23 protein-coding genes are annotated in these 21,321 nt (G+C 64.5%); 16 read left to right on the top strand and 7 right to left on the bottom strand.

The features are described 5' to 3' along the window. Positions 1 to 5 precede the first annotated feature (5 nt). Both HQN78_RS07670 and HQN78_RS07675 read right to left on the bottom strand, forming a co-directional pair. Positions 6 to 956, bottom strand: coding sequence for a GMP reductase (locus tag HQN78_RS07670; protein WP_107799286.1), 951 nt, complete (start codon positions 954 to 956; stop codon positions 6 to 8). Positions 957 to 1,143: 187 nt separating this feature from the next. Further along, complete coding sequence (locus tag HQN78_RS07675) at positions 1,144 to 1,791, bottom strand: ParA family protein (protein WP_235088839.1); 648 nt, start codon at positions 1,789 to 1,791, stop codon at positions 1,144 to 1,146. A gap of 103 nt (positions 1,792 to 1,894) precedes the next feature. Here HQN78_RS07675 and HQN78_RS07680 point away from each other — a divergent pair, with 103 nt between their 5' ends. Continuing rightward, entirely contained in the window at positions 1,895 to 2,557 is a 663-nt protein-coding gene (locus tag HQN78_RS07680; protein ID WP_107799288.1) for an HAD family phosphatase, read from the top strand. Between the two features lie 85 nt (positions 2,558 to 2,642). On the opposite strand, the gene HQN78_RS07685 is transcribed toward HQN78_RS07680, so the two are convergent. Together HQN78_RS07685 and HQN78_RS07690 are read right to left on the bottom strand one after the other, a co-directional pair. Continuing rightward, entirely contained in the window at positions 2,643 to 3,572 is a 930-nt protein-coding gene (locus HQN78_RS07685; RefSeq protein WP_107799289.1) for an exopolyphosphatase, read from the bottom strand. Positions 3,573 to 3,630: 58 nt separating this feature from the next. Next, the gene (locus tag HQN78_RS07690; RefSeq protein ID WP_235088841.1) at positions 3,631 to 4,218 is read right to left on the bottom strand and encodes a YigZ family protein; all 588 of its coding nucleotides are present in this window, start codon (positions 4,216 to 4,218) and stop codon (positions 3,631 to 3,633) included. 116 nt (positions 4,219 to 4,334) lie between these two features. On the opposite strand from HQN78_RS07690, the gene HQN78_RS25480 reads away from it, so the two are divergent. The 9 genes from HQN78_RS25480 to HQN78_RS25690 all read left to right on the top strand — a co-directional run bounded on the left by HQN78_RS25480 (position 4,335) and on the right by HQN78_RS25690 (position 10,729). Then, positions 4,335 to 4,463, top strand: coding sequence for a hypothetical protein (locus HQN78_RS25480; RefSeq protein ID WP_255411645.1), 129 nt, complete (start codon positions 4,335 to 4,337; stop codon positions 4,461 to 4,463). Positions 4,464 to 4,610: 147 nt separating this feature from the next. Continuing rightward, positions 4,611 to 5,045 carry an NfeD family protein gene (locus HQN78_RS07695; protein ID WP_107799291.1) on the top strand — a complete coding sequence of 145 codons (435 nt, stop codon included), beginning with the start codon at positions 4,611 to 4,613 and terminating at the stop codon, positions 5,043 to 5,045. A 5-nt stretch (positions 5,046 to 5,050) separates the two neighbouring features. After that, complete coding sequence (locus tag HQN78_RS07700) at positions 5,051 to 6,001, top strand: SPFH domain-containing protein (RefSeq protein WP_107799292.1); 951 nt, start codon at positions 5,051 to 5,053, stop codon at positions 5,999 to 6,001. A gap of 115 nt (positions 6,002 to 6,116) precedes the next feature. Continuing rightward, positions 6,117 to 6,650 carry a septation protein A gene (locus tag HQN78_RS07705; protein ID WP_107799293.1) on the top strand — a complete coding sequence of 178 codons (534 nt, stop codon included), beginning with the start codon at positions 6,117 to 6,119 and terminating at the stop codon, positions 6,648 to 6,650. Beyond that, positions 6,650 to 6,952, top strand: coding sequence for a YciI family protein (locus HQN78_RS07710; RefSeq protein ID WP_227108128.1), 303 nt, complete (start codon positions 6,650 to 6,652; stop codon positions 6,950 to 6,952). The genes HQN78_RS07705 and HQN78_RS07710 overlap by 1 nt, the downstream gene beginning before the upstream one ends. Beyond that, the gene (locus HQN78_RS07715) at positions 6,949 to 7,215 is read left to right on the top strand and encodes a BolA family transcriptional regulator (RefSeq protein ID WP_081544784.1); all 267 of its coding nucleotides are present in this window, start codon (positions 6,949 to 6,951) and stop codon (positions 7,213 to 7,215) included. Before HQN78_RS07710 ends, HQN78_RS07715 begins: the two co-directional genes overlap by 4 nt. A gap of 29 nt (positions 7,216 to 7,244) precedes the next feature. Then, on the top strand, positions 7,245 to 8,033 hold the full coding sequence (locus tag HQN78_RS07720; RefSeq protein ID WP_235088842.1) for a peptidyl-prolyl cis-trans isomerase: 789 nt from the start codon (positions 7,245 to 7,247) through the stop codon (positions 8,031 to 8,033). A gap of 26 nt (positions 8,034 to 8,059) precedes the next feature. Continuing rightward, positions 8,060 to 8,842: a peptidylprolyl isomerase gene (locus HQN78_RS07725; RefSeq protein ID WP_107799296.1), complete on the top strand. Its 783-nt coding sequence runs from the start codon at positions 8,060 to 8,062 to the stop codon at positions 8,840 to 8,842. 255 nt (positions 8,843 to 9,097) lie between these two features. Beyond that, positions 9,098 to 10,729: a methyl-accepting chemotaxis protein gene (locus tag HQN78_RS25690; protein ID WP_107799297.1), complete on the top strand. Its 1,632-nt coding sequence runs from the start codon at positions 9,098 to 9,100 to the stop codon at positions 10,727 to 10,729. 115 nt (positions 10,730 to 10,844) lie between these two features. Here the strand turns inward: HQN78_RS25690 and HQN78_RS07740 are convergent, their stop codons facing one another. Next, positions 10,845 to 12,395 carry an APC family permease gene (locus HQN78_RS07740; RefSeq protein ID WP_235088843.1) on the bottom strand — a complete coding sequence of 517 codons (1,551 nt, stop codon included), beginning with the start codon at positions 12,393 to 12,395 and terminating at the stop codon, positions 10,845 to 10,847. Between the two features lie 378 nt (positions 12,396 to 12,773). On the opposite strand from HQN78_RS07740, the gene HQN78_RS07745 reads away from it, so the two are divergent. Next, the gene (locus HQN78_RS07745; RefSeq protein ID WP_107799299.1) at positions 12,774 to 13,862 is read left to right on the top strand and encodes a polyamine ABC transporter substrate-binding protein; all 1,089 of its coding nucleotides are present in this window, start codon (positions 12,774 to 12,776) and stop codon (positions 13,860 to 13,862) included. A gap of 77 nt (positions 13,863 to 13,939) precedes the next feature. On the opposite strand, the gene acnA is transcribed toward HQN78_RS07745, so the two are convergent. Beyond that, the gene (gene acnA, locus HQN78_RS07750) at positions 13,940 to 16,612 is read right to left on the bottom strand and encodes an aconitate hydratase AcnA (RefSeq protein ID WP_235088844.1); all 2,673 of its coding nucleotides are present in this window, start codon (positions 16,610 to 16,612) and stop codon (positions 13,940 to 13,942) included. A 324-nt stretch (positions 16,613 to 16,936) separates the two neighbouring features. On the opposite strand from acnA, the gene fumC reads away from it, so the two are divergent. Beyond that, positions 16,937 to 18,316, top strand: a complete 1,380-nt coding sequence (gene fumC, locus HQN78_RS07755) for a class II fumarate hydratase (protein WP_235088845.1) — start codon at positions 16,937 to 16,939, stop codon at positions 18,314 to 18,316. Positions 18,317 to 18,510: 194 nt separating this feature from the next. Here fumC and HQN78_RS07760 read toward each other — a convergent pair whose 3' ends face one another. Next, entirely contained in the window at positions 18,511 to 19,200 is a 690-nt protein-coding gene (locus HQN78_RS07760; protein ID WP_235088846.1) for an SOS response-associated peptidase, read from the bottom strand. 226 nt (positions 19,201 to 19,426) lie between these two features. On the opposite strand from HQN78_RS07760, the gene HQN78_RS07765 reads away from it, so the two are divergent. The 4 genes from HQN78_RS07765 (at position 19,427) to HQN78_RS07780 (ending at position 21,208) form a co-directional block, all read left to right on the top strand. After that, positions 19,427 to 19,951, top strand: a complete 525-nt coding sequence (locus HQN78_RS07765) for an ATP-binding protein (RefSeq protein WP_107799303.1) — start codon at positions 19,427 to 19,429, stop codon at positions 19,949 to 19,951. Positions 19,952 to 20,117: 166 nt separating this feature from the next. Beyond that, positions 20,118 to 20,564: a hypothetical protein gene (locus tag HQN78_RS07770; RefSeq protein WP_107799304.1), complete on the top strand. Its 447-nt coding sequence runs from the start codon at positions 20,118 to 20,120 to the stop codon at positions 20,562 to 20,564. Between the two features lie 120 nt (positions 20,565 to 20,684). Continuing rightward, positions 20,685 to 20,957: a hypothetical protein gene (locus HQN78_RS07775; protein ID WP_107799305.1), complete on the top strand. Its 273-nt coding sequence runs from the start codon at positions 20,685 to 20,687 to the stop codon at positions 20,955 to 20,957. An 8-nt stretch (positions 20,958 to 20,965) separates the two neighbouring features. Further along, on the top strand, positions 20,966 to 21,208 hold the full coding sequence (locus HQN78_RS07780) for a hypothetical protein (RefSeq protein ID WP_235088847.1): 243 nt from the start codon (positions 20,966 to 20,968) through the stop codon (positions 21,206 to 21,208). Positions 21,209 to 21,321: the final 113 nt, after the last annotated feature.

Below are 21,321 nucleotides of genomic sequence, written 5' to 3' on the forward strand. Positions count from 1 at the left end.
CCGGATCAGCGGCGAACCTGGATCAGTTCCGCCCCGCGCAAGGCCTGCAGGGTATTGCCGCCGGCGTAGCTGATCGAGGACTGCAGGTCTTCCTGCAGTTCGCGCAGCAGCTTGCCGATGCTGCCCTTGTACTCAACAAGAATCTTCTTGCCTTCCACATTGACGTAGGCGCCCTTGTTGAACTGAGAGGCGCTGCCGAAGTATTCCTTGTAGTGCTTGCCGTTGATCTCGACGATCTCGCCGGCGGATTCGTCGTAGCCGGCGAACAGCGAGCCCGCCATGACCATGCTGGCGCCGCAGGCCAGCGCCTTGGCGATATCGCCGTGCTCGACGATGCCGCCGTCGGCAATCACCGGCACGGACACCGCGGCCACGCAGTCCTGCACCGTGGAAATCATCGGGCGGTGGAAACCGGTCTTGTTCTTGGTGATGCAGACGCGGCCGCCGGCGATGCCGGCCTTGATCGCGTCGCAGCCCCAGCTTTCCAGATCGCGCGCGGCTTCGCCGGTGGCGATGTTGCCGCCGATCAGAAAGGTCTCGGGGAAGGTCTGCTTGATGTGCTGGATCATGCGCTCCGCCTTCACGCACCAGGCGTTGGCGATGTCCAGCGTCATGTATTCAGGAGTGAGGCCGGCCTGCTTGAGCGCGGCCAGCTGTTCCAGCGTGTCGTCGTTGACGCCGACGCTGATGGAGGCGAACAGGCCCTTGTCCTGCATGGCGCGGGTAAAGGCCACCGCGTCCACATTGAAGCGGTGCATGGTGTAGAACCAGTTCCGAGCGGCGAAGAGCTCGCTGGTTTCGGCGCAGACCACCGACTTCATGTTCGACGCGTAAACCGGCATGTCGAAACGGCGCGGGCCGAATTGCACCGAGGTGTCGCACTCCTTGCGGCTGTCCACCACGGTTTTTTTCGGCACCAGGTAAACGTCGCCGTAATTGAGTTCTGTCTTGATCATGCGTGTGCTCCCAAAGCGGAAAAGAGTCAAAAAACAAGGGGCCCCAAACATAAACGGGAGCTCGACGGCTCCCGTTTACAGTGCCCCCTGCGACGCTCTCGTTTGGCTCGCACGCACTTACCGGCAAACCTTACGCCGCAGGTTTCTTCACGTCAAGCGATTTTATTTCAGATCAAGACAAAACATTTCATTTGTCGCACCAGCTGCCGTCCTCCTCGCCCAGCCAGTTGAGCAGAGGCTGCCAGGCCTCGCGGTCGCGCTGCGCGCGCGACGGCGGCAGGTCGAACAGGGACAAGCCGCTGGACGCCGCCTGCACGTAAAGCTGGGTGTCGCGCAGCCAGGTCAACACCGGCACCTGATGCTCCGCCAGGAATTTCTCCAGTTCGCGCGCGGAGCGGGTGCGCGGGTCCACCCGCATGCCCACCACCGCCATGAAGGCCTTGTTCTTGCGGATGGCCTTCTCTTCCAGCAGCTGTTCGAAAAAAGCCTCGCTCGCCCACATGTCGAACGGCGACGGCTGGATGGGCACCAGGATGCGCTCCACCCGGGACACCAGGGCCGCCAGCTTTTTGCCGTGCAGGCCCGCGGCGCTGTCCAGCACCACCACCTCCGTGCCCTTGGGCGGCCGCGCCGCTTCTCCGGCCTTGACCTCCCAGCCGGCGATGGGAGGCAGCGCCGCGTCGCGTTGCGCCAGCCAGCCCAGCGAGGATTGCTGCCGGTCCACATCGCCCAGCATCACGCGCTTGCCGCGCGCGGCGTAATAGCCGGCCAGATTGGTCGCCAAGGTCGATTTGCCGCTGCCGCCCTTGGGGTTGGCCACCAATACCGATTGCACATCCGCCTCCTCTGCCGTTTGCGATGGCCCACTATACCAGAGGGGAAGCGCTTGCCGCAGCCGGGCGATCGGGTTAAGGTCGAAGCCCGGAAAAGGAGTCCGCATGCCGCAAAACTATGACGCCATCCTGTTCGACATGGATGGTTTGATGATAGACACCGAAAGAATTTCCATGGAGTCCTGGCGCCGCGCCGCCGACGAACTGGACATGACGCTCAGCGATCAGCTGCTGCTGGACATGGTGGGCCTGTCCATGCGCCGCTGCACCGAATTCCTCAGTGAAAGGCTGGGCAGCCAGGACGACGCCGTCGCGCTGCAGAATGTGGGCCGCCGGCATTACTGGCAGATGCTGGAACATGAGGAGATTCCGCTGAAGCGCGGCATCGAGGCGCTGCTGGACTGGGCGCGCGGACAAAACCTACCGCGCGCGGTGGCCACGTCCACCCAGCGTCAGCTGGCGGACATCAAGCTGGGCCGCACCGGGCTATCGCGTTATTTCGACACCGTGGTGGCCGGCGACGAAGTCGCCCACACCAAGCCGGCGCCGGACGTCTACCTGGCCGCCGCGCGCAAGCTGGGCGTCGATCCGCTGCGCTGCGTGGTGCTGGAAGACTCGATCTACGGCCTGCACGCCGGCGTCGCCGCCGGCATGCGGGTGATTCTGGTGCCGGACCTGGTCACGCCGCCGGCGGACCAGACCCATCACGCGCTGGCGGTATGCCAGGATCTGCATCAAGCGCTGGAAGTGCTGCAACAGCTGGCCTGATACGAGCGGCTGCGCGTGATGAGGCGCGGCACGGCGAGTTCAGCCGCCTCGCCACGCCTTAACGCGCACCATCGTCAACCGGCTCTCAGCCGTGGCCGCGGATGCGCGCGACCAGCTCGTCGCGCACATCTTCGGCCTGGTCGTTGCCCACCTGGCAGGTGCCGGCCGCCTCATGGCCGCCGCCGCCGTACTGCAGCATCAGCGCGCCCACATTGGTGCGCGAGCTGCGGTTGATGATGGACTTGCCCACCGCGAACACCGTGTTCTGCCGATTGACGCCCCATAGCTGGTGGATGGAGATATTGCAGTCCGGGAACAGCGCGTAAATCATGAAGCGGTTGGTGGGATGGATCACGTCCTCATGCAGCAGGTTCAACACCACCAGATTGCCGTAAACGCGGGAACAGCGCCGGATCTGCTCCTTGGCCAGCGCCTCGTGCTTGGCGTACAGCTCCACCCGCTCCTGCACGTCCGGCAAGGCCAGGATTTGATCGATGCTGTGGTCGCGGCAATAGCGGATCAAGTCCAGCATCAGCTGGTAATTGCTGATGCGGAACTCCTTGAAGCGCCCCAGGCCGGTGCGTGCGTCCATCAGATAGTTGAGCAGCACCCAGCCGGACGGATGCAGCACTTCCTGCAAGGTGTACTGCGCGGAATCCGCCTTGTCCACCGCCTCCATCATCTCGTCACTGATATTGGGAAACACCTGCTTGCCGCCAAAGTGCTTGTACACCACCCGCGCCGCCGACGGCGCCTTGGGGTCGATCACGTAATTGTCCGCGCTGGAATTGCGCAGGGTTTCGGAAAGATGGTGGTCGATGACCAGATGCGCCGCCGCCACGTAAGGCAGGTTGGTGGTGATGTCGTTCTCGGTGATCTCCACCTTGCCGTCCTGCATGTCCTTGGGGTGGGCGAACTTGATCTCGTTGATCATATTCAGTTCGTTGAGCAGCACCGCGCACACCAGTCCGTCGAAATCGCTGCGCGTCACCAGGCGATATTGCTGTTGCGACATGAGTTCCCTCTCTCCCTCTTGAAGGGCCGGCGCGGCCCCGCCCGCGCCGTACGGCGCTTCAGTCGGCCGGCGACACCTCCAGCGCGCCGGCCATCCCGTCCGTCAACGCCGCCAGCAAGGCCTCCGCCTCCGCGAGCGGCAGGCTCAGCGTCAAGCTCACCCGCTCGCCGTAAACGGGCGCCGATACCGGCACGCCCAGTTCTTGGCACAAATGGCGCAGCCGCGCCTCGCCGGCGAAATCCACCGTCGCCGCGTAATCGCCGCGCGGCACCACCGCCGTCAGGCTGGCCGCGTCCATCGCGGCGTTGACAGCTTGAGTGTAGGCTCTGACCAAGCCGCCCGCACCCAATTTAATTCCGCCGAAATAACGGACCACCACCGCCAGCACATCGCAAACGTCCTTATGCCGCAACACGTTGTACATCGGCCGCGCCGCGGTGCCGGATGGCTCGCCGTCGTCGTCCAGCATGGAATCCGCGCCGCACAGCAGCACCGCGCAATAATGGCGCGCGTCCGGCCATTGCGCGCGGATCTCCGCCAGCCGCGCCAACGCCTCTTCCCGGCTGCTCACCGGCTGCACGATGCCGATGAAGCGGCTCTTCCTGATTTCGATCTCGGCCTGGGCCGACGCTTGCAAATGGAACATTCCGCCCCTCTGACTGTCCGAAGGAGTGGATTGTACCCCAGCGCCGGCAAAGCGCCCGGGCAAGCACTACAATGAAAACGGGAATGCGCCTTGTTCACCTTAGAGGAGCCAAAGCCGTGATCATCCTGCTTGTCGTGCTCGCTTCGCTGCTTGCCGTAGTCTGGTTCATGCTGGACAAATTCTGGCTGGATGAGGAGGAAGAGGCTCGCCTGTCTCATTATCTGCCGGACAAGGATCATGTCTGAGAACCGGTTCAGGGTCTCGCGAGCAAGAGCGGGACCGTAAACCGGCTCTAGGCGTCCGCCTGTTTTTTTGACGGTCGACGCCCGCTCGCTTGTCATTCCGCGGCGATGGCATGAAAATGAGCGCTTCAATTTGACAAGGGCATTGTTTTGCCGCTAACCGCCATCTGGATTGCCAGCGCGCTGATCGCGCTGATCGCCGAGTTCTTTTCCGGCACCTTTTACCTGCTGGTCGTCGCCGTCGCCATGCTGTGCGGCGGCGCTGCCGCTTGGCTGGGCGCGGCCGAGGCCAGCCAATACGTGATCGCCAGCCTTGCCGGCGTGATCGGCGTGGCGCTGGTTTACGCTTACAAGCGCCGTCATCCGTCCGCCGCCGCCCAGCCGCGCGCAGACGATCCCGATCTCGGCCAGCCGGTGCAAATCCTCCACGCCTCCCCCGCCGGCCACGTTCGCGTGCAATACCGCGGCGCGGCCTGGGACGCGTCTCCCGTCGACGGCGCCGCGCTGGAAGCCGGCGCCACCGCCTACATCGTCGGCCGCGATGGCAATCTGCTCAAAATCAGTTCAACCCAACCGGAACAATAAGACCCATGGAACTCCTGCCCCTGATCCTGCTCGCCGCCGTCATCGTCTTCGTGTTCAAATCGCTGGCCGTGGTGCCGCAGCAGAACGCCTACATCGTCGAACGCCTCGGCCGCTATCACGGCACCCTGGCGCCCGGCCTCAACATCATCATTCCCTTCATCGACCGCATCGCCTACAAGCACAGCTTGAAGGAAGTGCCGCTGGACGTGCCCAGCCAGGTCTGCATCACCCGCGACAACACCCAGCTGAAAGTGGACGGCATCCTCTACTTCCAGGTGACCGACGCCCAGCGCGCCTCCTACGGCACCAGCAACTTCATCATCGCCATCACTCAGCTGTCGCAAACCACGCTGCGCTCTGTGATCGGCAAGATGGAGCTGGACAAGACCTTTGAGGAACGCGACGAGATCAACCAGACCGTGGTGGCGGCGCTGGACGAGGCCGCGGTCAACTGGGGCGTGAAAGTGCTGCGCTACGAGATCAAGGATCTGGTGCCGCCGCAGGACATCCTGCACGCGATGCAGGCGCAGATCACCGCGGAACGGGAGAAGCGCGCGCGCATCGCCCAGTCCGAAGGCTTGAAGATGGAGCAGATCAACCTGGCCAACGGCTCGCGCGAAGCGGCGATCCAGAAATCCCAGGGCGAGATGCAAGCCACCATCAACAACTCCGAGGGCGACAAGCAAGCCGCCATCAACAAGGCGCTGGGCGAGGCCGAAGCGCTGCGTCTGGTGGCGGACGCCACCGCCGACGCGATCAAGCGCGTGGCCAGCTCCATCCACACCGAGGGCGGCCTGGAAGCGGTCAACCTGAAAGTGGCCGAACAATACGTGGCCGCCTTCGGCAAACTGGCCAAGGAAAACAACACCATCATCCTGCCGGCCAACGTCGCCGACGTCGGTTCGCTGGTGGCCAGCGCGATGAGCGTGGTCAAGCAGACCCAGGCCCCGCGCTAAAGGCCGCTCCGGCGGCGCCCCGTTCGCGGGCGCCGGCCGGATCAAGAACCCGCACCTCACTCTTCAACCCTTGCCCGGCTTGAATATCCGCCGGGCCGCCCCCATAATCGTGCGCATGAAATTCTTCACCGACCTGTTTCCCGTCGTCCTGTTCTTCGCCACTTACTGGCTGAGCCGCGACATGTTCATCGCCACCGGCGTCGCCATCGCCGCCACCACCTTGCTGGTGGGCTGGACCTGGCTGCGCCACCGCAAGGTGGACACCATGCAGTGGGTCAGCCTGGGCCTGATCGTGGTGCTGGGCGGCGCCACCCTGCTGTTGCACGACAAGCACTTCATCATGTGGAAGCCCACCGTGCTGTACTGGGTGATGGGCGCCGGCCTGCTGATCAGCGACTTCCTGGGCAAGAACGGCCTGAAGCTGATGATGGGCCAGCAGCTGCAATTGCCGGCCCCGGTCTGGCGCAAGCTAACCTGGGCCTGGGTGGGCTTCTTCGCCTTCATGGGCGCGCTCAACCTCTTTGTCGCCTATCGCTTCAGCGAAGACGTCTGGGTCAATTTCAAACTGTTTGGCGGCCTGGGCCTGATGCTGGCCTTCGTCATCGCCCAAAGCCTGTTCCTCGCCAAATACATTGAGGAAAAGAAATAATGCTTTACGCCATCATCGGCCAAGATCATGAAGATTCGCTGCCGCGCCGGCTGGAGGCCCGCCCGGCCCACCTGGCGCGCTTGCAGGCGCTGCAGGACGCCGGCCGCCTGGTGCTGGCCGGCCCCTGTCCCGCCATCGACAGCGCCAGCCCCGGCCCGGCCGGTTTCAGCGGCAGCCTGATCGTCGCGGAATTCGAATCGCTGGACGCCGCCCAGGCCTGGGCCGACGCCGATCCCTACGTGGCGGCCGGCGTCTACGCCGACGTCAGCGTCAAACCCTTCCTCAAGGTGTTTCCGCAATGAGCGCCACGGTTGAACTGCTCAGCGCCGCCTTGCAGGCCTTGACGCCGGAACACCTGGACATCCAGGACGACAGCGCCTTGCACGCCGGACACGCCGGCGCGCGCGACGGCGGCGGACATTACACGCTAACCATCGTCAGCGCCCGCTTTCAGGGATTGAGCCGCGTGCATCGCCACCGGCTGATCTACGAAACGCTGGGCGACTTGATGCAAACCAAGGTGCACGCTCTGGCCATCAGAGCGTTCACGCCAGAAGAAATCTGACTTGATTCCATAAGAAGGATAGATACCCCATGAAGCTTTCCCGCATCGCCGCCCTCGCGCTGGCCGCCTCCGTCGCCCTGCCCGCCGCCGCGGAATCCATCGCCGTGGTCAACGGCGCCGCCATCGACAAGAAGGAACTGGACGCGGCCGTCGCCAACATCGTGCAAAGCAGCGGCGGCAAGGCCCAGGACAACCCTGAGCTGCGCGAGCAATTGAAAACCTCGCTGATCACCCGCGAAGTGATTCTGCAGGAAGCGCGCAAGCGCCAGCTGGACAAGCAGCCGCTGTTCACCCAGCGCCTGGACGACATCCGCAATGAAATGCTGCGCGAAGCGCTGTTCGCCGACATCGCCAAACAGGTGCCGGTGACCGACGCCCAGATCAAGGGCGTCTACGACAAGCTCGCCGCCCAGCAGACCGGCAGCAAGGAAGTCCACGCGCGCCAGATCACGCTGAAAAGCGAGGCCGACGCGCAGAAGGCGATCGCCGATCTGAAAAAAGGCGCCAAGTTCGACGAACTGGTGAAGGCCCGCTCCATTGACCCCAACGCCAAGCAAAGCAACGGCGAAATGGGCTGGGGCAACCTCAACCGCATGGACCCGCCGCTGGCCGCCGCGCTGAAAGACATCCGCAAAGGCCAGACCAGCGGCAAGCCCTACCAGTCCCCGCTGGGCTGGCATGTGTTCAAGGTGGAAGACATTCGTGACGCCAAGCTTCCGTCGCTGGATGAGGCCAAGCCGCAAATCGGCCGCCAACTGCAAGAAGAAGCCATCGCCAAGGCAGTGGAAGACCTGCGCGCCAAGGCCAAGATCCAATAAACCAACCCATCAGGACATCTAAGAATATGCGTAAAATCTTGCTGACCAGCGCCCTCGTCGCCGCCTTCGCCGGCAGCGCCATCGTGGTTGCCGGCCCGGTCGTCAACGGCCAGGCCATCACCGACGCCCGCATCGACGCCGTGGTCAAGATGATGGAAGCCCAGGGCCAGCCGGCCAACCCGCAAGCGCGCGACATGGTCAAGGATCAACTGGTCACCGCCGAAGTGCTGCGCCAGGAAGCCGTGAAGAAGGGTCTGGACAAGTCGCCGGAATTCGCCGCCGAACTGGCCAATATGCAAGCGATGGCGCTGGCCAACCGCCTGATCAAGGATTATGAAAAGTCCAATCCGGTCAGCGACGCCGATCTGAAAGCCGAATACGACAAGCTGGTGGCCAGCGTGCCGGAAACCAAGCAATACCACGCTCGCCACATCCTGGTGAAGACCGAGGCCGAAGCCAAGGCGGTGATCGACGCGCTGAAGAAAGGCAAGTCTTTCGACAAGCTGGCCAAGGAGAAGTCCCAGGATCCGGGCAGCAAGGACAAGGGCGGCGATCTGGACTGGCAGGAAGCCGGCACCTTCGTGGCGCCGTTCTCCGAAGCCATGACCAAGCTGTCCAAGGGCGAAGTGACCGCCAAGCCGGTGAAGACCGAGTTCGGCTGGCACGTGATCAAGCTGGACGACGCCCGCGTGCAACGCAATGTGCCGGCGCTGGACGACATCCGCCCGCAACTGACCCAGCGCATCATGGGCGGCCGCGTGGAAAAGCTGATCGCCGAGCTGAAAGCCAAGGCGCAAATCCAGAAGTAAGCCGCAAAACGCGGCAAGCCAGAGCAAGCGGACCCCGGTCCGCTTTTTTCATACCCGTCGCATAAGCGCCGCCGCCGCGCCGCGCCCCGGCCCGCCTCGCCGGCGCGCCGCCTCATGCCCATGGTTTTTGCGCGAAGACGCAAAAACGTCTCCAAAAATTTATCCGCTGTCCTATAAGTAATTATTCACTTTTTGATCACTTCATAAATATATTAAATTGGAAGCACCACAATAAAGTCACCACGGGACAAACTGATGAAAAACCTGCGCATTGGACAAAGACTCGCCCTCGCCTTCGGCGCGCTGATCGCCCTGGTGCTGATCATGAGTGTGGTCATGCTCAACGGGCTCTCCTCCATCAGCGACAGCATGGAGGACATCACCGACAACCGGCTGGAATCCTTGCTGATAGTCGCTCAGCTGGATCACCACCTGCAGCAGCAGCGCATCGGCGCGCGCGATCTGATCATTGAAACCGATCCGGCCAAGATGGCCGAGATCAAGGCGCAGACCGACCAGACCATCAAGGCCTTCAACAACGCCGAAAAGGCGCTGGAAGACCACTTCACCAAGTTCCCGCCGATACCGGCCACCGCCGCCCTGCTCAAAGACGTGGGCCAGGCCCAGGAGGCGCTGGACGCCCCCACTAAAAAGCTGATGGCGCTGGCGATGGCCAACCAGAACAAGGAGGCGGAAGCCTTCATGGTCGGGGAGCACCGCCCGCTGATCCACCAGCTGGAACAAAAGGTGGAAGCCCTCAGCAAGGCGCTGGCCGACCGCGCCCAGGACAGCCGCAAGGACGCTGAAACCAGCGCCACCGCCGTGCGCGCCACCTCGCTGACCATCACCGCCGTCTGCCTGGGCGCGGCCGTGCTGATAGGCTGGCTGCTGACCCGTTCCATCACCCGCCCGCTGAACAGCGCGGTGGAAGCCGCGCGCGAAGTGGCCGCCGGCAATCTGCGCATCGAGCTGCAGCCGGACGGCAAGGACGAGCCGGCCCAGGTTATCGCCGCGCTGGCCGATATGCGCGAACAACTGGTGAAAGCCATCGGCAACGTCCAGCAAGGCGCGGAAGAAGCCAATAGCGTGGCCGGCCAGCTGTCCGAATCCGCCGATCAGGTGCTGACCGCCTCCCATCAGCAAAGCCAGGCCGCCGCCAGCTCCGCCGCCGCGGTGGAAGAGCTCACCGTCAGCATCAGCCACGTGGCCGAAGCCGCCCAGGAAGTGCGCGAACATGCGCAGACCAGCCTGGTCACCGCCAAGAATGGCACCGCCCAGCTCAGCCTGTTGATCAAGGAAGTCGACAATGTCGAGAAAGCGGTCAACGGCATCGCCGAAGCGGTGAAAAACTTCGTCGCCAACACCCGCAAGATCACCAGCATGACCAGCCAGGTGCGCGACATCGCCGATCAGACCAATCTGCTGGCGCTGAACGCCGCCATCGAAGCCGCGCGCGCCGGCGAACTGGGCCGCGGCTTCGCCGTGGTGGCCGACGAAGTGCGCGTGCTGGCGGAACGCTCGGCGGAATCCGCCAAGGAAATCGATCAGGTCACCCATGTGCTGGGCACCCAGTCGGTGGAACTGGAAGACGCCATCACCAGCAGCCTCGCCTCCCTGAGCAGCAGCCAATCCTTTGTCTCCACCGTTGAAGCCGCCTTGCAAGAAGGCGAACAGGCGGTGGCCAAATCCACCGACAGCACCGGCACCATCGTCAGCGCGGTGCAGGAGCAGAAGCTGGCCAGCACCGAGATTGCCCAGAACATGGAGAAAGTGGCGCAGATGGCCGAGGAAAACACCGCCATCGTCAGCAATGTGGCGGACAGCTCGCGCTCGATGTCCGACATCGCCCAGAACCTGCATCAGGCGGTGCGTTTCTTCCGCATCTGAGCCGCCGGCGCGAGTCAAACATCAAAGCCGCCCTCCCGGGCGGCTTTTTCATTTGCGCGCGCTCAGCGGGGTTCAACGCCACCCCGCCGACGCGCAGCTGATCGCAAACAGATGCTCAGATTTTTTCGTCGAAGCTGAACACCGGCGTGCCCTTCTTCAGCACCTCGCCGCGGAAGAAGGCCGGATGCTTGCGGTACATGTACAGCATGAGCAGTAGACCGACCAAGGCCACCGTCACGCCCAGGATGAACACTAGACCCAGGCCGCCGATATGCGAGCCGCTGCCGAAAGCCGGATCCATGCTGTCCAGCGTGGTGCGGATCAGGGCGACGAACAGCAGGACGCCGCCCAGCCCCGGGCACAGGCCGCGCAACAGGAAATGGCGCGCCGAAGTCAGCGCCTGCTTGCGGAAATACCAGACGCAGGCAAAGGCCGTCAGGCCGTAATAGAAACACACCATCATGCCCAGCGCGGTAATGGTGTCGGACAGCACGTTTTCGCTCAAGACCCGCATCACCGCGTAAAACGCCGAAGCCACCAGCGCGGACACCACGGTGGCGTAAGCCGGCGCCTTGAAGCGAGACTCCACCACCGCGTATCTGGCCGGCAAGGCCTGGTAATGGCCCATCGCCAGCATGGTGCGCGCCGGCGACATAAAGGTGGACTGCAGGGAGGCCGCGGAACTGGACATCACCGCCAGCGACAGCAGAATGGCCGCCGGCCCCATCACCGGCCCGGCCAGCGCGGTGAACACATTGGCGGCGATGGCCGGGTTGGCGAGGCCGGTGGCGTCCGTGCCCACGCCGGCGAAGGACACCACCGCCGCGCTGATCAACACATAAGAGCCCACCAGCAGCACCATCACCAGCGTGGCGGCCTTGCCGGACAAATTGGCGCGCTTGTCGCCGGTGGTCTCCTCGCTGATGGTCACCACCGTGTCCCAGCCCCAATAGGCGAAGATGGACACCGCCACCCCGGCGGCGAATTGGGAAAAGCTTTCCACGGCGAAGGGATTGAACCAGCTCCACTCCACCGGAATGGAATACGGATGGCCGCCGTCGGCGGCGGCGCTGAACGCCGCCCATGCGAACCAGGCCAGCACCAGCACCTGAAACGACACCAACACATACTGCACCCGTTTGGTGGATTGCAGGCCGCGACAGGAAATCCAGGTGGCCACCGCCATAAAACCAAGGCAGGAGACGATGTTCACCACCGTGTTGTCAGGCAGGGCCGCGATGTCCGGCCGCCCCAGCGCCTGGCCCAAGGCCAGATACATGAAATCCATCGCCACCGCGGCGGTGTTGGACAGCACCAACACCGTGGACACCACCAGCCCCCAGCCGGCGATCCAGCCTATCCACGGCCCGAAGGCGCGCGTGGCCCAGGTGAAGGACGTCCCGGCATCCGGCATCTCGCGGTTCAGCTCGCGGTAGCCTATCGCCACCAACAGCATGGGAATGAAACTGACGAAAAACACCGCCGGCATCTGCTTGCCCACCTGGGAGGCCGCCGGCCCCAGCGAGGCGGTCAGCGTGTACGCCGGCGCGCATACGGAAATGCCGATCACCACCAGCCCGAGAATGCCGATGGAGCCGGCGGGCAAACCCTTAGCGCTCAAGCCTCTCCCGTCCGGGGCCGGCAGCGCGTTGTCAACATTACGCATGGTGCATCTCCTTTGTCCGGGGCCGCGTCGCAACGTCGGCCCTCGCCTTGTTATGTGCCCGCGGCGGCGCTCAAGCGCCGTCGCGTATGCGCGCGTCCCGCCGTGTCCGCCGGCCGGTCCCGCTTATGGCAGGACCGCGCGCGTCAGGCGTGGTTGCATGGAGTATGCAGATAATTAACACAAAAACATCAAATGGCAAAAATAATAGACGCCACCAGCGCGGGGCGATATGCTGGCTCGGCAAGATCCGGCCCCGCGCCGGCGCCTTGCGCCAGAGCCGGGCCTACCGGCCGCCGCATAAGAACCTGCTTACGATCTGCCGCGCGTTGGCGATACGGCGCAGGAAAGAACCATGCAAAGAGAGAGAAGGAAGAGAACATGAATACCTGGAAGCACTGTCTGCTCGCGCTCGGCCTCGCCGGCGCCGCCCACGCCCAAGCCAATACCGTCAACGTCTATAACTGGTCCGACTACATCGCTCCCACCACCGTGCCGGCCTTCAGCAAGCAAACCGGCGTCAAGGTCAATTACAGTGTCTACGACAGCATGGAAACCCTGAACGCCAAGCTGATGACCGGCCGCTCCGGCTTCGATCTGGTGGTGCCGTCCAATAATGTGCTGGGCCTGGGCATCAAGGCCGGGCTGTTTCAGCCGCTGGACAAGAGCAAGATCCCCAACTACAAGAACATAGACCCGGCGCTGCTGAAAATGATGGAAGTGTCCGATCCGGGCAATAAATACGCGGTGCCGTATTTCTGGGGCGTGATCACCCTGGGCATCAATGAGGAAAAGGTCAAAAAAGCGCTGGGCGGCAAGCTGCCGGCCAATGAATGGGATCTGCTGTTCAAGCCTGAGTACGTGTCCAAGCTCAAATCCTGCGGCGTCAGCATTCTGGACTCCCCGTCCGAATTCTTCCCGATGGCGCTGCACTACTTCGGCAAGGACCCGGGCAGCACCAAGGAAGCCGACTACCGCGCCATCATGCCGCAGCTCAACGCCATGCGCGCCAGCGTCACCCGCATCTCCTCCTCCGGCTACATCAACGACATGGCCAGCGGCGAAGTCTGCCTGGCCATGGGCTACGGCGGCGACCTCAACATCGCCAAACGCCGCGCCGCGGACGCCAAGAACGGCGTCAAGGTGGTTCCGCTGATGCCCAAACAGGGCGTGGCCATCTGGGTGGACAGCATGGCCATCCCCAAGGACGCCAAGAACGTGGCCAACGCGCTGTCCTTCATCAACTACAGCCTGGAACCCAAGATCGCCGCGGACAACGCCAATACCGTGACCTTCGCCCCGGGCAGCCTGCCGGCGCGGCAGTTCGTCAACAAACAGTACCTGAACGACCGCTCCATCTTCCCCAATTCCGAAGACCTGAAAAACAGCTTCATTCAAAAGAGCGTGGGTCAGGAAACCCTGCGCATCTACGGCCGTTTCTGGCAAAACTTCAAGCTGGGCCGCAGCTGAAGCCGCGCGGCTCCGCCAAAGCACAACAGCCGCTCCAAGCGGCTGTTGTGCTTTAAAACGCGGTCAGATGTCGGCGCTCAAGCCAGCAACTGGCGCAACACATAGGGCAGGATGCCGCCGTGCCGGTAGTAATCCACCTCCACCGGCGTGTCGATGCGCAGCAGCAAGGGCAGTTCGCGTTCGCCGCCGGCGGCGTCGCGGATCAGCAAATGCACCCGCTGCTGCGGCGCGATGCCGTCCTCCAGCCCGCGCAGCTCGAAGGTTTCGTCGCCCTTGAGGCCGGCGGCGCTGTCCCCGTCCAGGAACTGCAGCGGCAACACCCCCATGCCCACCAGATTGGAACGGTGAATGCGTTCGAAGCTCTTGGCCACCACCGCGCGCACGCCCAGCAGGCGCGTGCCCTTGGCCGCCCAGTCCCGGCTGGAGCCGGTGCCGTACTCCTCGCCGGCGAAGATCAGCGTGGGCGTGCCGGCGCGCACATAACTCATCGCCGCGTCGTAGATGGCCATTTGCTCGCCGTCCGGCTGCAGCAGGGTCAGGCCGCCCTCCACCGGCTTGCCGTCGGCGTCCGGCGCCAGCATCAGGTTGCGGATGCGCACATTGGCGAAAGTGCCGCGCATCATCACCTCGTGATGGCCGCGCCGCGAGCCGTAGCTGTTGAAATCGCCGGGCGAGATGCCCTGCCCCTGCAGATACAGGCCGGCCGGCGAGCTCGGCTTGATCGAACCGGCCGGGCTGATGTGGTCGGTGGTCACCGAATCCCCGAAGATCGCCAAGGCGCGCGCGCCGCGGATCGGCGGCTGCGGCGCGGGCTGCATCGCGAAATCCTGGAAGAACGGCGGTTCGGCGATATAGCTGGACGCCTCCCAGCCATAGACCTCGCCCGCGCTGGCGGCGATATCGTTCCACAGCGGGTTGCCGCTGGCGAAATCCTGGTACAAGCGGCGATACGTGGTCGCGTCCGTCGCTTGCAGCAAGGCGGCGCCCACCTCCTGCTGGCTGGGCCAGACATCGCGCAGATACACCGGCTTGCCGTCCACGCCGACGCCCAAGGGCTCATGCTCCAGATCGATGTCCACCCGGCCGGCGATGGCGAAGGCCACCACCAGCGGCGGACTCATCAGGAAGTTGGCCTTGATCGCCGGATGAATGCGCGCCTCGAAGTTGCGGTTGCCGGACAGCACCGACGCGCAGATCAGGTCCTGCCCGCTGACCTCGCTCTCCAGCTGCGGCTCCAGCGGGCCGGCGTTGCCGATGCAGGTGGTGCAGCCGTAGGCGGCCACGCGGAACCCCAGCTGCTCCAGCGGCGCCAGCAAATGCGCCTTGCCCAGGTAGTCGGTCACCACCCGCGAGCCGGGGGCCAGCGAGGTCTTGATGTGACCGGCCACGCTCAGGCCGCTGGCCACCGCCTTCTGCGCCAGCAGGCCGGCGGCCAGCATCACCCCGGGGTTGGAGGTGTTGGTGCAAGAGGTGATCGCCGCGATCAGCACCGAACCATGACGCAGCTTGCCGCTGAAGCCGCCGGCGCCCTCCTTGCCGTAACCGCCGGTTTTGGCCGGCTGGTGCAAGAGCTCGTTGAAACGCGTCTTCAAGTCCGGCAGGGCGATGCGGTCCTGCGGCCGGCGCGGGCCGGCCACGCTGGGCGCGACCGTGGCCAGATCCAGCTCCAGCACGCTGCTGTAATCGATTTCGCCCTCCTGCGGCATGCCGAACATTTGCTGCGCCTGGAAATAGCGGCGGAACGCGTCCACTTCCGCCTCGCTGCGGCCGGTGGCGGTCAGATAGGCGGCGGTCTGCTCGTCCGGCGGGAAGAAGCCCATGGTGGCGCCGTACTCCGGCGCCATGTTCGCCAGCGTGGCGCGATCCTGCAGAGTCAGCGAGGCCGCGCCGGCGCCGTAGAACTCCACGAACTTGCCCACCACCTGCGCCTTGCGCAGCATCTCGGTCACGGTCAGCACCAGATCGGTGGCGGTCACGCCCTCGCGCAGCCTGCCCTTCAAATGCACGCCCACCACGTCCGGCGTCAGGAAATACACCGGCTGGCCCAACATGCCGGCCTCCGCCTCGATGCCGCCCACGCCCCAGCCCACCACGCCCAGACCGTTGATCATGGTGGTGTGCGAATCCGTGCCCACCAGGCTGTCCGGGTAATAGACCCCGCCCTTGCTCAACACTCCGCGCGCCAGATACTCCAGGTTCACCTGGTGGACGATGCCGATGCCCGGCGGCACCACCTTGAAGGTGTCGAAGGCCTGCATCCCCCATTTGATGAAACGGTAGCGTTCCGCGTTGCGGCGGAATTCCAGTTTCATGTTAAGGTCCAAGGCGTTGTTCTCGCGGAAGTGGTCGATCTGCACCGAGTGGTCCACCACCAGGTCCACCGGCACCAGCGGTTCGATGCGCTTGGGCGGCTTGCCGAAGCGCTCGGCCACCGAACGCATCGCCGCCAGATCGCACAGCAGCGGCACGCCGGTGAAATCCTGCAGCACGATGCGCGCCACCACGAAGGGGATCTCCTCGCTGCGCGGCGCCTGCGGCCGCCAGCCGGCCAACTGCCGCACATGCTCCTCGGCTACGCGCTGGCCGTCCAGGTGGCGCAGCAAAGACTCCAGCACGATGCGCAGCGACACCGGCAGCCGGCCGACATCGCCGACGCCCAGCTCCGCCAGCGCCGGCAGCGAATGGAATTGACAGGACTGGCCCGAGGCCAGGGTAAAGGAACGCAAAGTGGATTCGGAACGAAGCGACATGAAGGACTCCTGTTGAAAGCCAAGATGCAAGCTAAGAACCTGTTTACGACCCGCCGCGCCGCGGCGGGATGTTAGACAAAGGCCTTGAAACCCGCTTCGAAACGCTCATGCGCCACCTGCGCATTTCGCTTTCTCAGCGGTTTTTGCCTGGTCTCTCGGGATCGTAAACACGCACTCAAGGGCGAAAACCATGGGAGCGCCTCGACAAGCGGTCTGTCCGAGGCGCTCCGCCTCATGTTCAGACCGGGAAAAGGGTCAATGGTTCAGCCCTTAACTTGCATTTAGCATACAATCGAAACCTCATTCCCGTGCGAAAGGCATGCCATGACACACAGAATAGAACACGATTCCTTCGGCGACATCGAAGTCCCCGCCAACGCGCTGTGGGGCGCGCAGACCCAGCGCTCGCTCGGCCACTTCGCCATCTCCAGCGAAACCATGCCGCCGGAACTGATCCTGGCGCTGGCTCAGGTCAAACGCGCCGCCGCGCTGGCCAACCGCGAACTGGGCAAACTGCCTGCGGACAAGGCCGACGCCGTCGCCGCCGCCGCCGACGAAGTCCTGGCCGGCAAACATCCGGACGCCTTCCCGCTGTCGGTATGGCAAACCGGCTCCGGCACTCAGAGCAATATGAATATGAACGAGGTGCTGGCCAACCGCGCGTCCGAACTGCTGGGCGGCGAGCGCGGCCCGGGCCGGCTCGTCCACCCCAACGACGACGTCAACCGCGGCCAGTCCTCCAACGACATCTACCCCACCGCCATGCACGTGGCCGCCGCGCGCGCGGTGCACGACAGACTGCTGCCGGCGCTGGGCCGGCTGCGCGCCGCGCTGACGGACAAGGCGGCCGCCTTCGCCGACATCGTCAAGATAGGCCGCACCCATTTGCAGGACGCCACTCCGCTGACCCTGGGCCAGGAGCTGTCCGGCTGGGTGGACCAGCTGGAGCAAGCCGAACACGCCGTCCGCGCCGCGCTGCCCGGCCTCTACCAGTTGGCCGTGGGCGGCACCGCCGTCGGCACCGGCCTCAACACCCATCCGGAGTTCGGCCCGCGCGTGGCCGCGGAGCTCAATCGCGCCTGCGGCCTGCCCTTCGCCAGCGCCGGCAACAAGTTCGCCGCGCTGGCCGGCCACGACGCGCTGGTGCACTCCCACGGCGCGCTCAAGCAACTGGCCACGGCGCTGATCAAGATCGCCAACGACATCCGCTGGCTGGCCTCCGGCCCGCGCAGCGGCCTGGGCGAATTGCTGATCCCGGAAAACGAGCCGGGCAGCTCCATCATGCCGGGCAAGGTCAACCCCACTCAGTGCGAGGCGATGACCATGTTGTGCTGCCAGGTGCTGGGCAACGACGTGGCGCTGTCCATCGGCGCCGCCTCCGGCAATTTCGAATTGAACGTGTTCAAGCCGCTGATCGTCCACAATTTCCTGCAAAGCGCGCGCCTGCTGTCAGACGGCATGGACAGCCTCAACCATCATTGCGTGCGCGGCATGCAGGCCAACCGCCCGCGCATCGAGCAATTGCTGGAGCAATCGCTGATGCTGGTCACCGCGCTCAACCCGCACATCGGCTACGACAAGGCCGCCGCCATCGCCAAGCTGGCCCACGCCAACGGCGGCACCCTCAAGCAGGCGGCGCTGGAGCTGGGTTATGTGACGGCGGAGCAGTTTGATCAGTGGGTGGATCCGAAGGCGATGATCTAAGCTCTTTTTCAGTGCGCTGAACCTGGCTTGGCGCACAGAAAACCGCGCATCCTGGCTGCCCCAGGCCTCTGCGACAGACCTCCGCGCGGGATCGCTACGCTCCACCCACCCTACCCATGGCAAACCGCCGCGCGTAGGGAGGGAGGAGCCATAAGCGATACCCGCCAGCATTCGCGGCTTTGCTCATACGGCGTTCAGTCGAACAAACCCAAGGTTCGCGGCAGCGGCTGAGGCGCCGGCTTGGGCGCGCCCGGGCGCGGCGCCAGCGGCGCGTCCTCGGCGCGCATCTCCTCCGCCGGATACAGCCGCAGCAAGCGCTGCGCGTCCTCCGGCCTCCGCGCCGTCAGCCAGGCCTGGTAATCCTCCGGCCGCACAATCACCAGCGAACGCTTCTCGTCCTCCGGCTTGTGGGTGCGGCGCATCAGCGCGTGCGCCTCGGCGTTGACCGTCAATTGGGTGAAGGCGTGGCTGATCGAGCCGTCCGGCTCCGACCAGGCCCGCCACAGCCCGGCCACCGCGAACGGCGCGTCGTCGGCCAGGCCGATGCGCCAGCGCACCGCGCGGCCGCTTTCATACGAGGGTTCGAAAAAGGCCCGCATCGGCACCAGGCAACGCTGACCGGCCCGCCACGGGTAGCGGAAGTTTTTCAGTTCGGCCACGGTTTCCGAACGCGCGTTGGTGGTGGACAGCCGCATGCCGTCCGGCTGATGACGCTTGGGCACCAGGCCGTAATTGCCCAGCCGCGGCTCCAGGCCCCGGCGGCCGGCCACGATGAAGGGCGCGGCGTAATCCTGCCAGGCCTCTTCTTGCCAAAGCAGCTCGCCGGCCTCCACGCCGAACAACGGCAGTTGATCCGGATGGGGACATAGATAATTGACGCACATCGGTCCAGTCTACCGGATATCGCGCCGGCCGGCCCGCCGCAGCGGTTTGACAAGGCCGGCCCAAGCGGCCACCATAAGGCCACTATGCGCCGTTTCGTCCCCTTCTCCAGCCAAGATTGGATTGACGCCTTTTTTTGAGGCGGGTTGGCGCGCGGCCAGACGAAGCCCGGCAACCCGCCCCAACCGGCGGGTTTTTTCATATATGCCCTCTCCCAAGGAGACTGTCATGCCAAGTAATGAACAATTCAAAGATACGGCCACTGAGGCGACACTGCACTTGGTTTGCGGCAAAATCGCGGCGGGCAAGTCCACGCTGACCCGCCGCCTGTCCGATCAGCCCCGCACCGTGCTGATCAGCGAAGACGACTGGCTGGCCAAGCTCTATCCCGGCGAGATCCGCACGCTGACCGACTATGTGCGCCGCTCGCAGTCGCTGAAAGACGCGCTGGCGCCCCATGTCTCCGCTCTGCTGCGGCAGGGCCTGTCCGTGGTGCTGGACATGCCGGCCAACACCCTGGACAGCCGTCGCTGGATGCGCGAGCTGATCGAGTCCAGCGGCGCCGCCCACCAGCTGCACCATCTGGACGTCAGCGACGAGGCCTGCAAGGCGCGCTTGCGCCAGCGCAACGCCAAGGGCTCCCACCCGTTCAGCGTCAGCGAAGCGGAGTTCGACCACATCACCCGCTACTTCGTGCCGCCCAGCCCGCAGGAAGGCTTCAACGTCGTGGCCCATCTCAGCGCCGAGGCTTGAAACGCGCCTGCCGTCCCTGCGAAAAACGCCGGCTTGCCGGCGTTTTTTCATGGCCGCGCAAGCGGCGGCGATCGCTCCTCCGCCCCAGGCATGGCCTGTCGGATATATAAATCAATAACCATATGACAGCTTACCAGCCGGATATATTTAGGCTTGAATAGCAAACATGAACACCACCGAAATCCGCCGCCACAAGCTGGGCCTGTTGATCGAACGCGATTTTGACGGAACCGTTTCCCGACTCGCGGAGCTAATCGATCGCCGCCCTCCGCAAATCTACCGCCTGTTCTCGGACGCTCCCAGCGGCCGCGGCATGGGAGAACACCTGGCCCGCCACATCGAAAACCGGCTGAACCTGCCCCGCTACTGGCTGGATCAGGAAGGCGACATCGACGCCCTGCCGCCGCTGCACGCGCGGGTGGCGGAGTTCGAGGCCGCGCTGTCGGAACGCGCTTTGCTGCAGTTGTTGATCGACGATCTGCATCGCGGCGTGCGCGGGCAGACTCTCAGCCGCAAAGCGCTGATCAGCCTGCGCGGCATGGTGGAAGCGCTGACTCAGGAGCCCCCTCAGCCGCAGCCGGCGGACGCTTGGGCGGGCGGCGCGGCGGAATGAGCCGGCGCGCGGCCATGGGCCGATACGCAACACTCCGCCGTAGATAACCTAGTGGTTATTGTTGCTTAATATCTTTATTGATAGGCTATGCTGATCGCCTTGTGAGGAATGGAGATTGGCATGACCTTCCCGCCGCTTCGCCCCCGGCTTACCGACTACGGCAGCTGCATCGCCGTGGAGAGCCTGCGCCTGCTCAAACCCCTGCCCGTGGTCAAGGCCGCGCTGCACACACCCAAGGGCGTGCTGCCGCGCCGGGTCTGCGCGGTCAGCATCCAGCGCCGGAGATTGTGGGCGGACCGCCACACCGGCGCGCTTTACTGCGCGGAAACCGGCTACAGCCTGCGCCACACCAATCTGCGCCTCCAGGTGTGCCCGCAAGCGCTCAGCGTTTGAACGCCGCCATGCCCTTATCCACTCAAGCGGAACGCGCCGTCGCCGCCAGCGCCATGGACACGCTGCAATCGCTGGCCTCGCTGATGCGCGCGATCGAACGCCTGAACGAAACGGCTGACCCTCAAACGCGCGAGCACATCGCCCAACTCTGCCGGCTGGCGGCGGAGATGGCGCAGGACGCCCACAATGAGCTGGACCTGATCCGGGAGCGGGCGGCCCAGCCCGGCCGCGACGCCGCGACGCGCGCTTAGAACCTGTTTACGATCTGCTGCGCTTCGTGAAACTGGGCACGGCGAGTAGCACTTCGAAATGCTCATTTCTCAGCGGTTTTCGCCTTGTCTCGCTCTTGCTCGCGAGATCGTAA

This window comes from Chromobacterium sp. Beijing (assembly GCF_021496765.1).
Classification (GTDB): domain Bacteria; phylum Pseudomonadota; class Gammaproteobacteria; order Burkholderiales; family Chromobacteriaceae; genus Chromobacterium.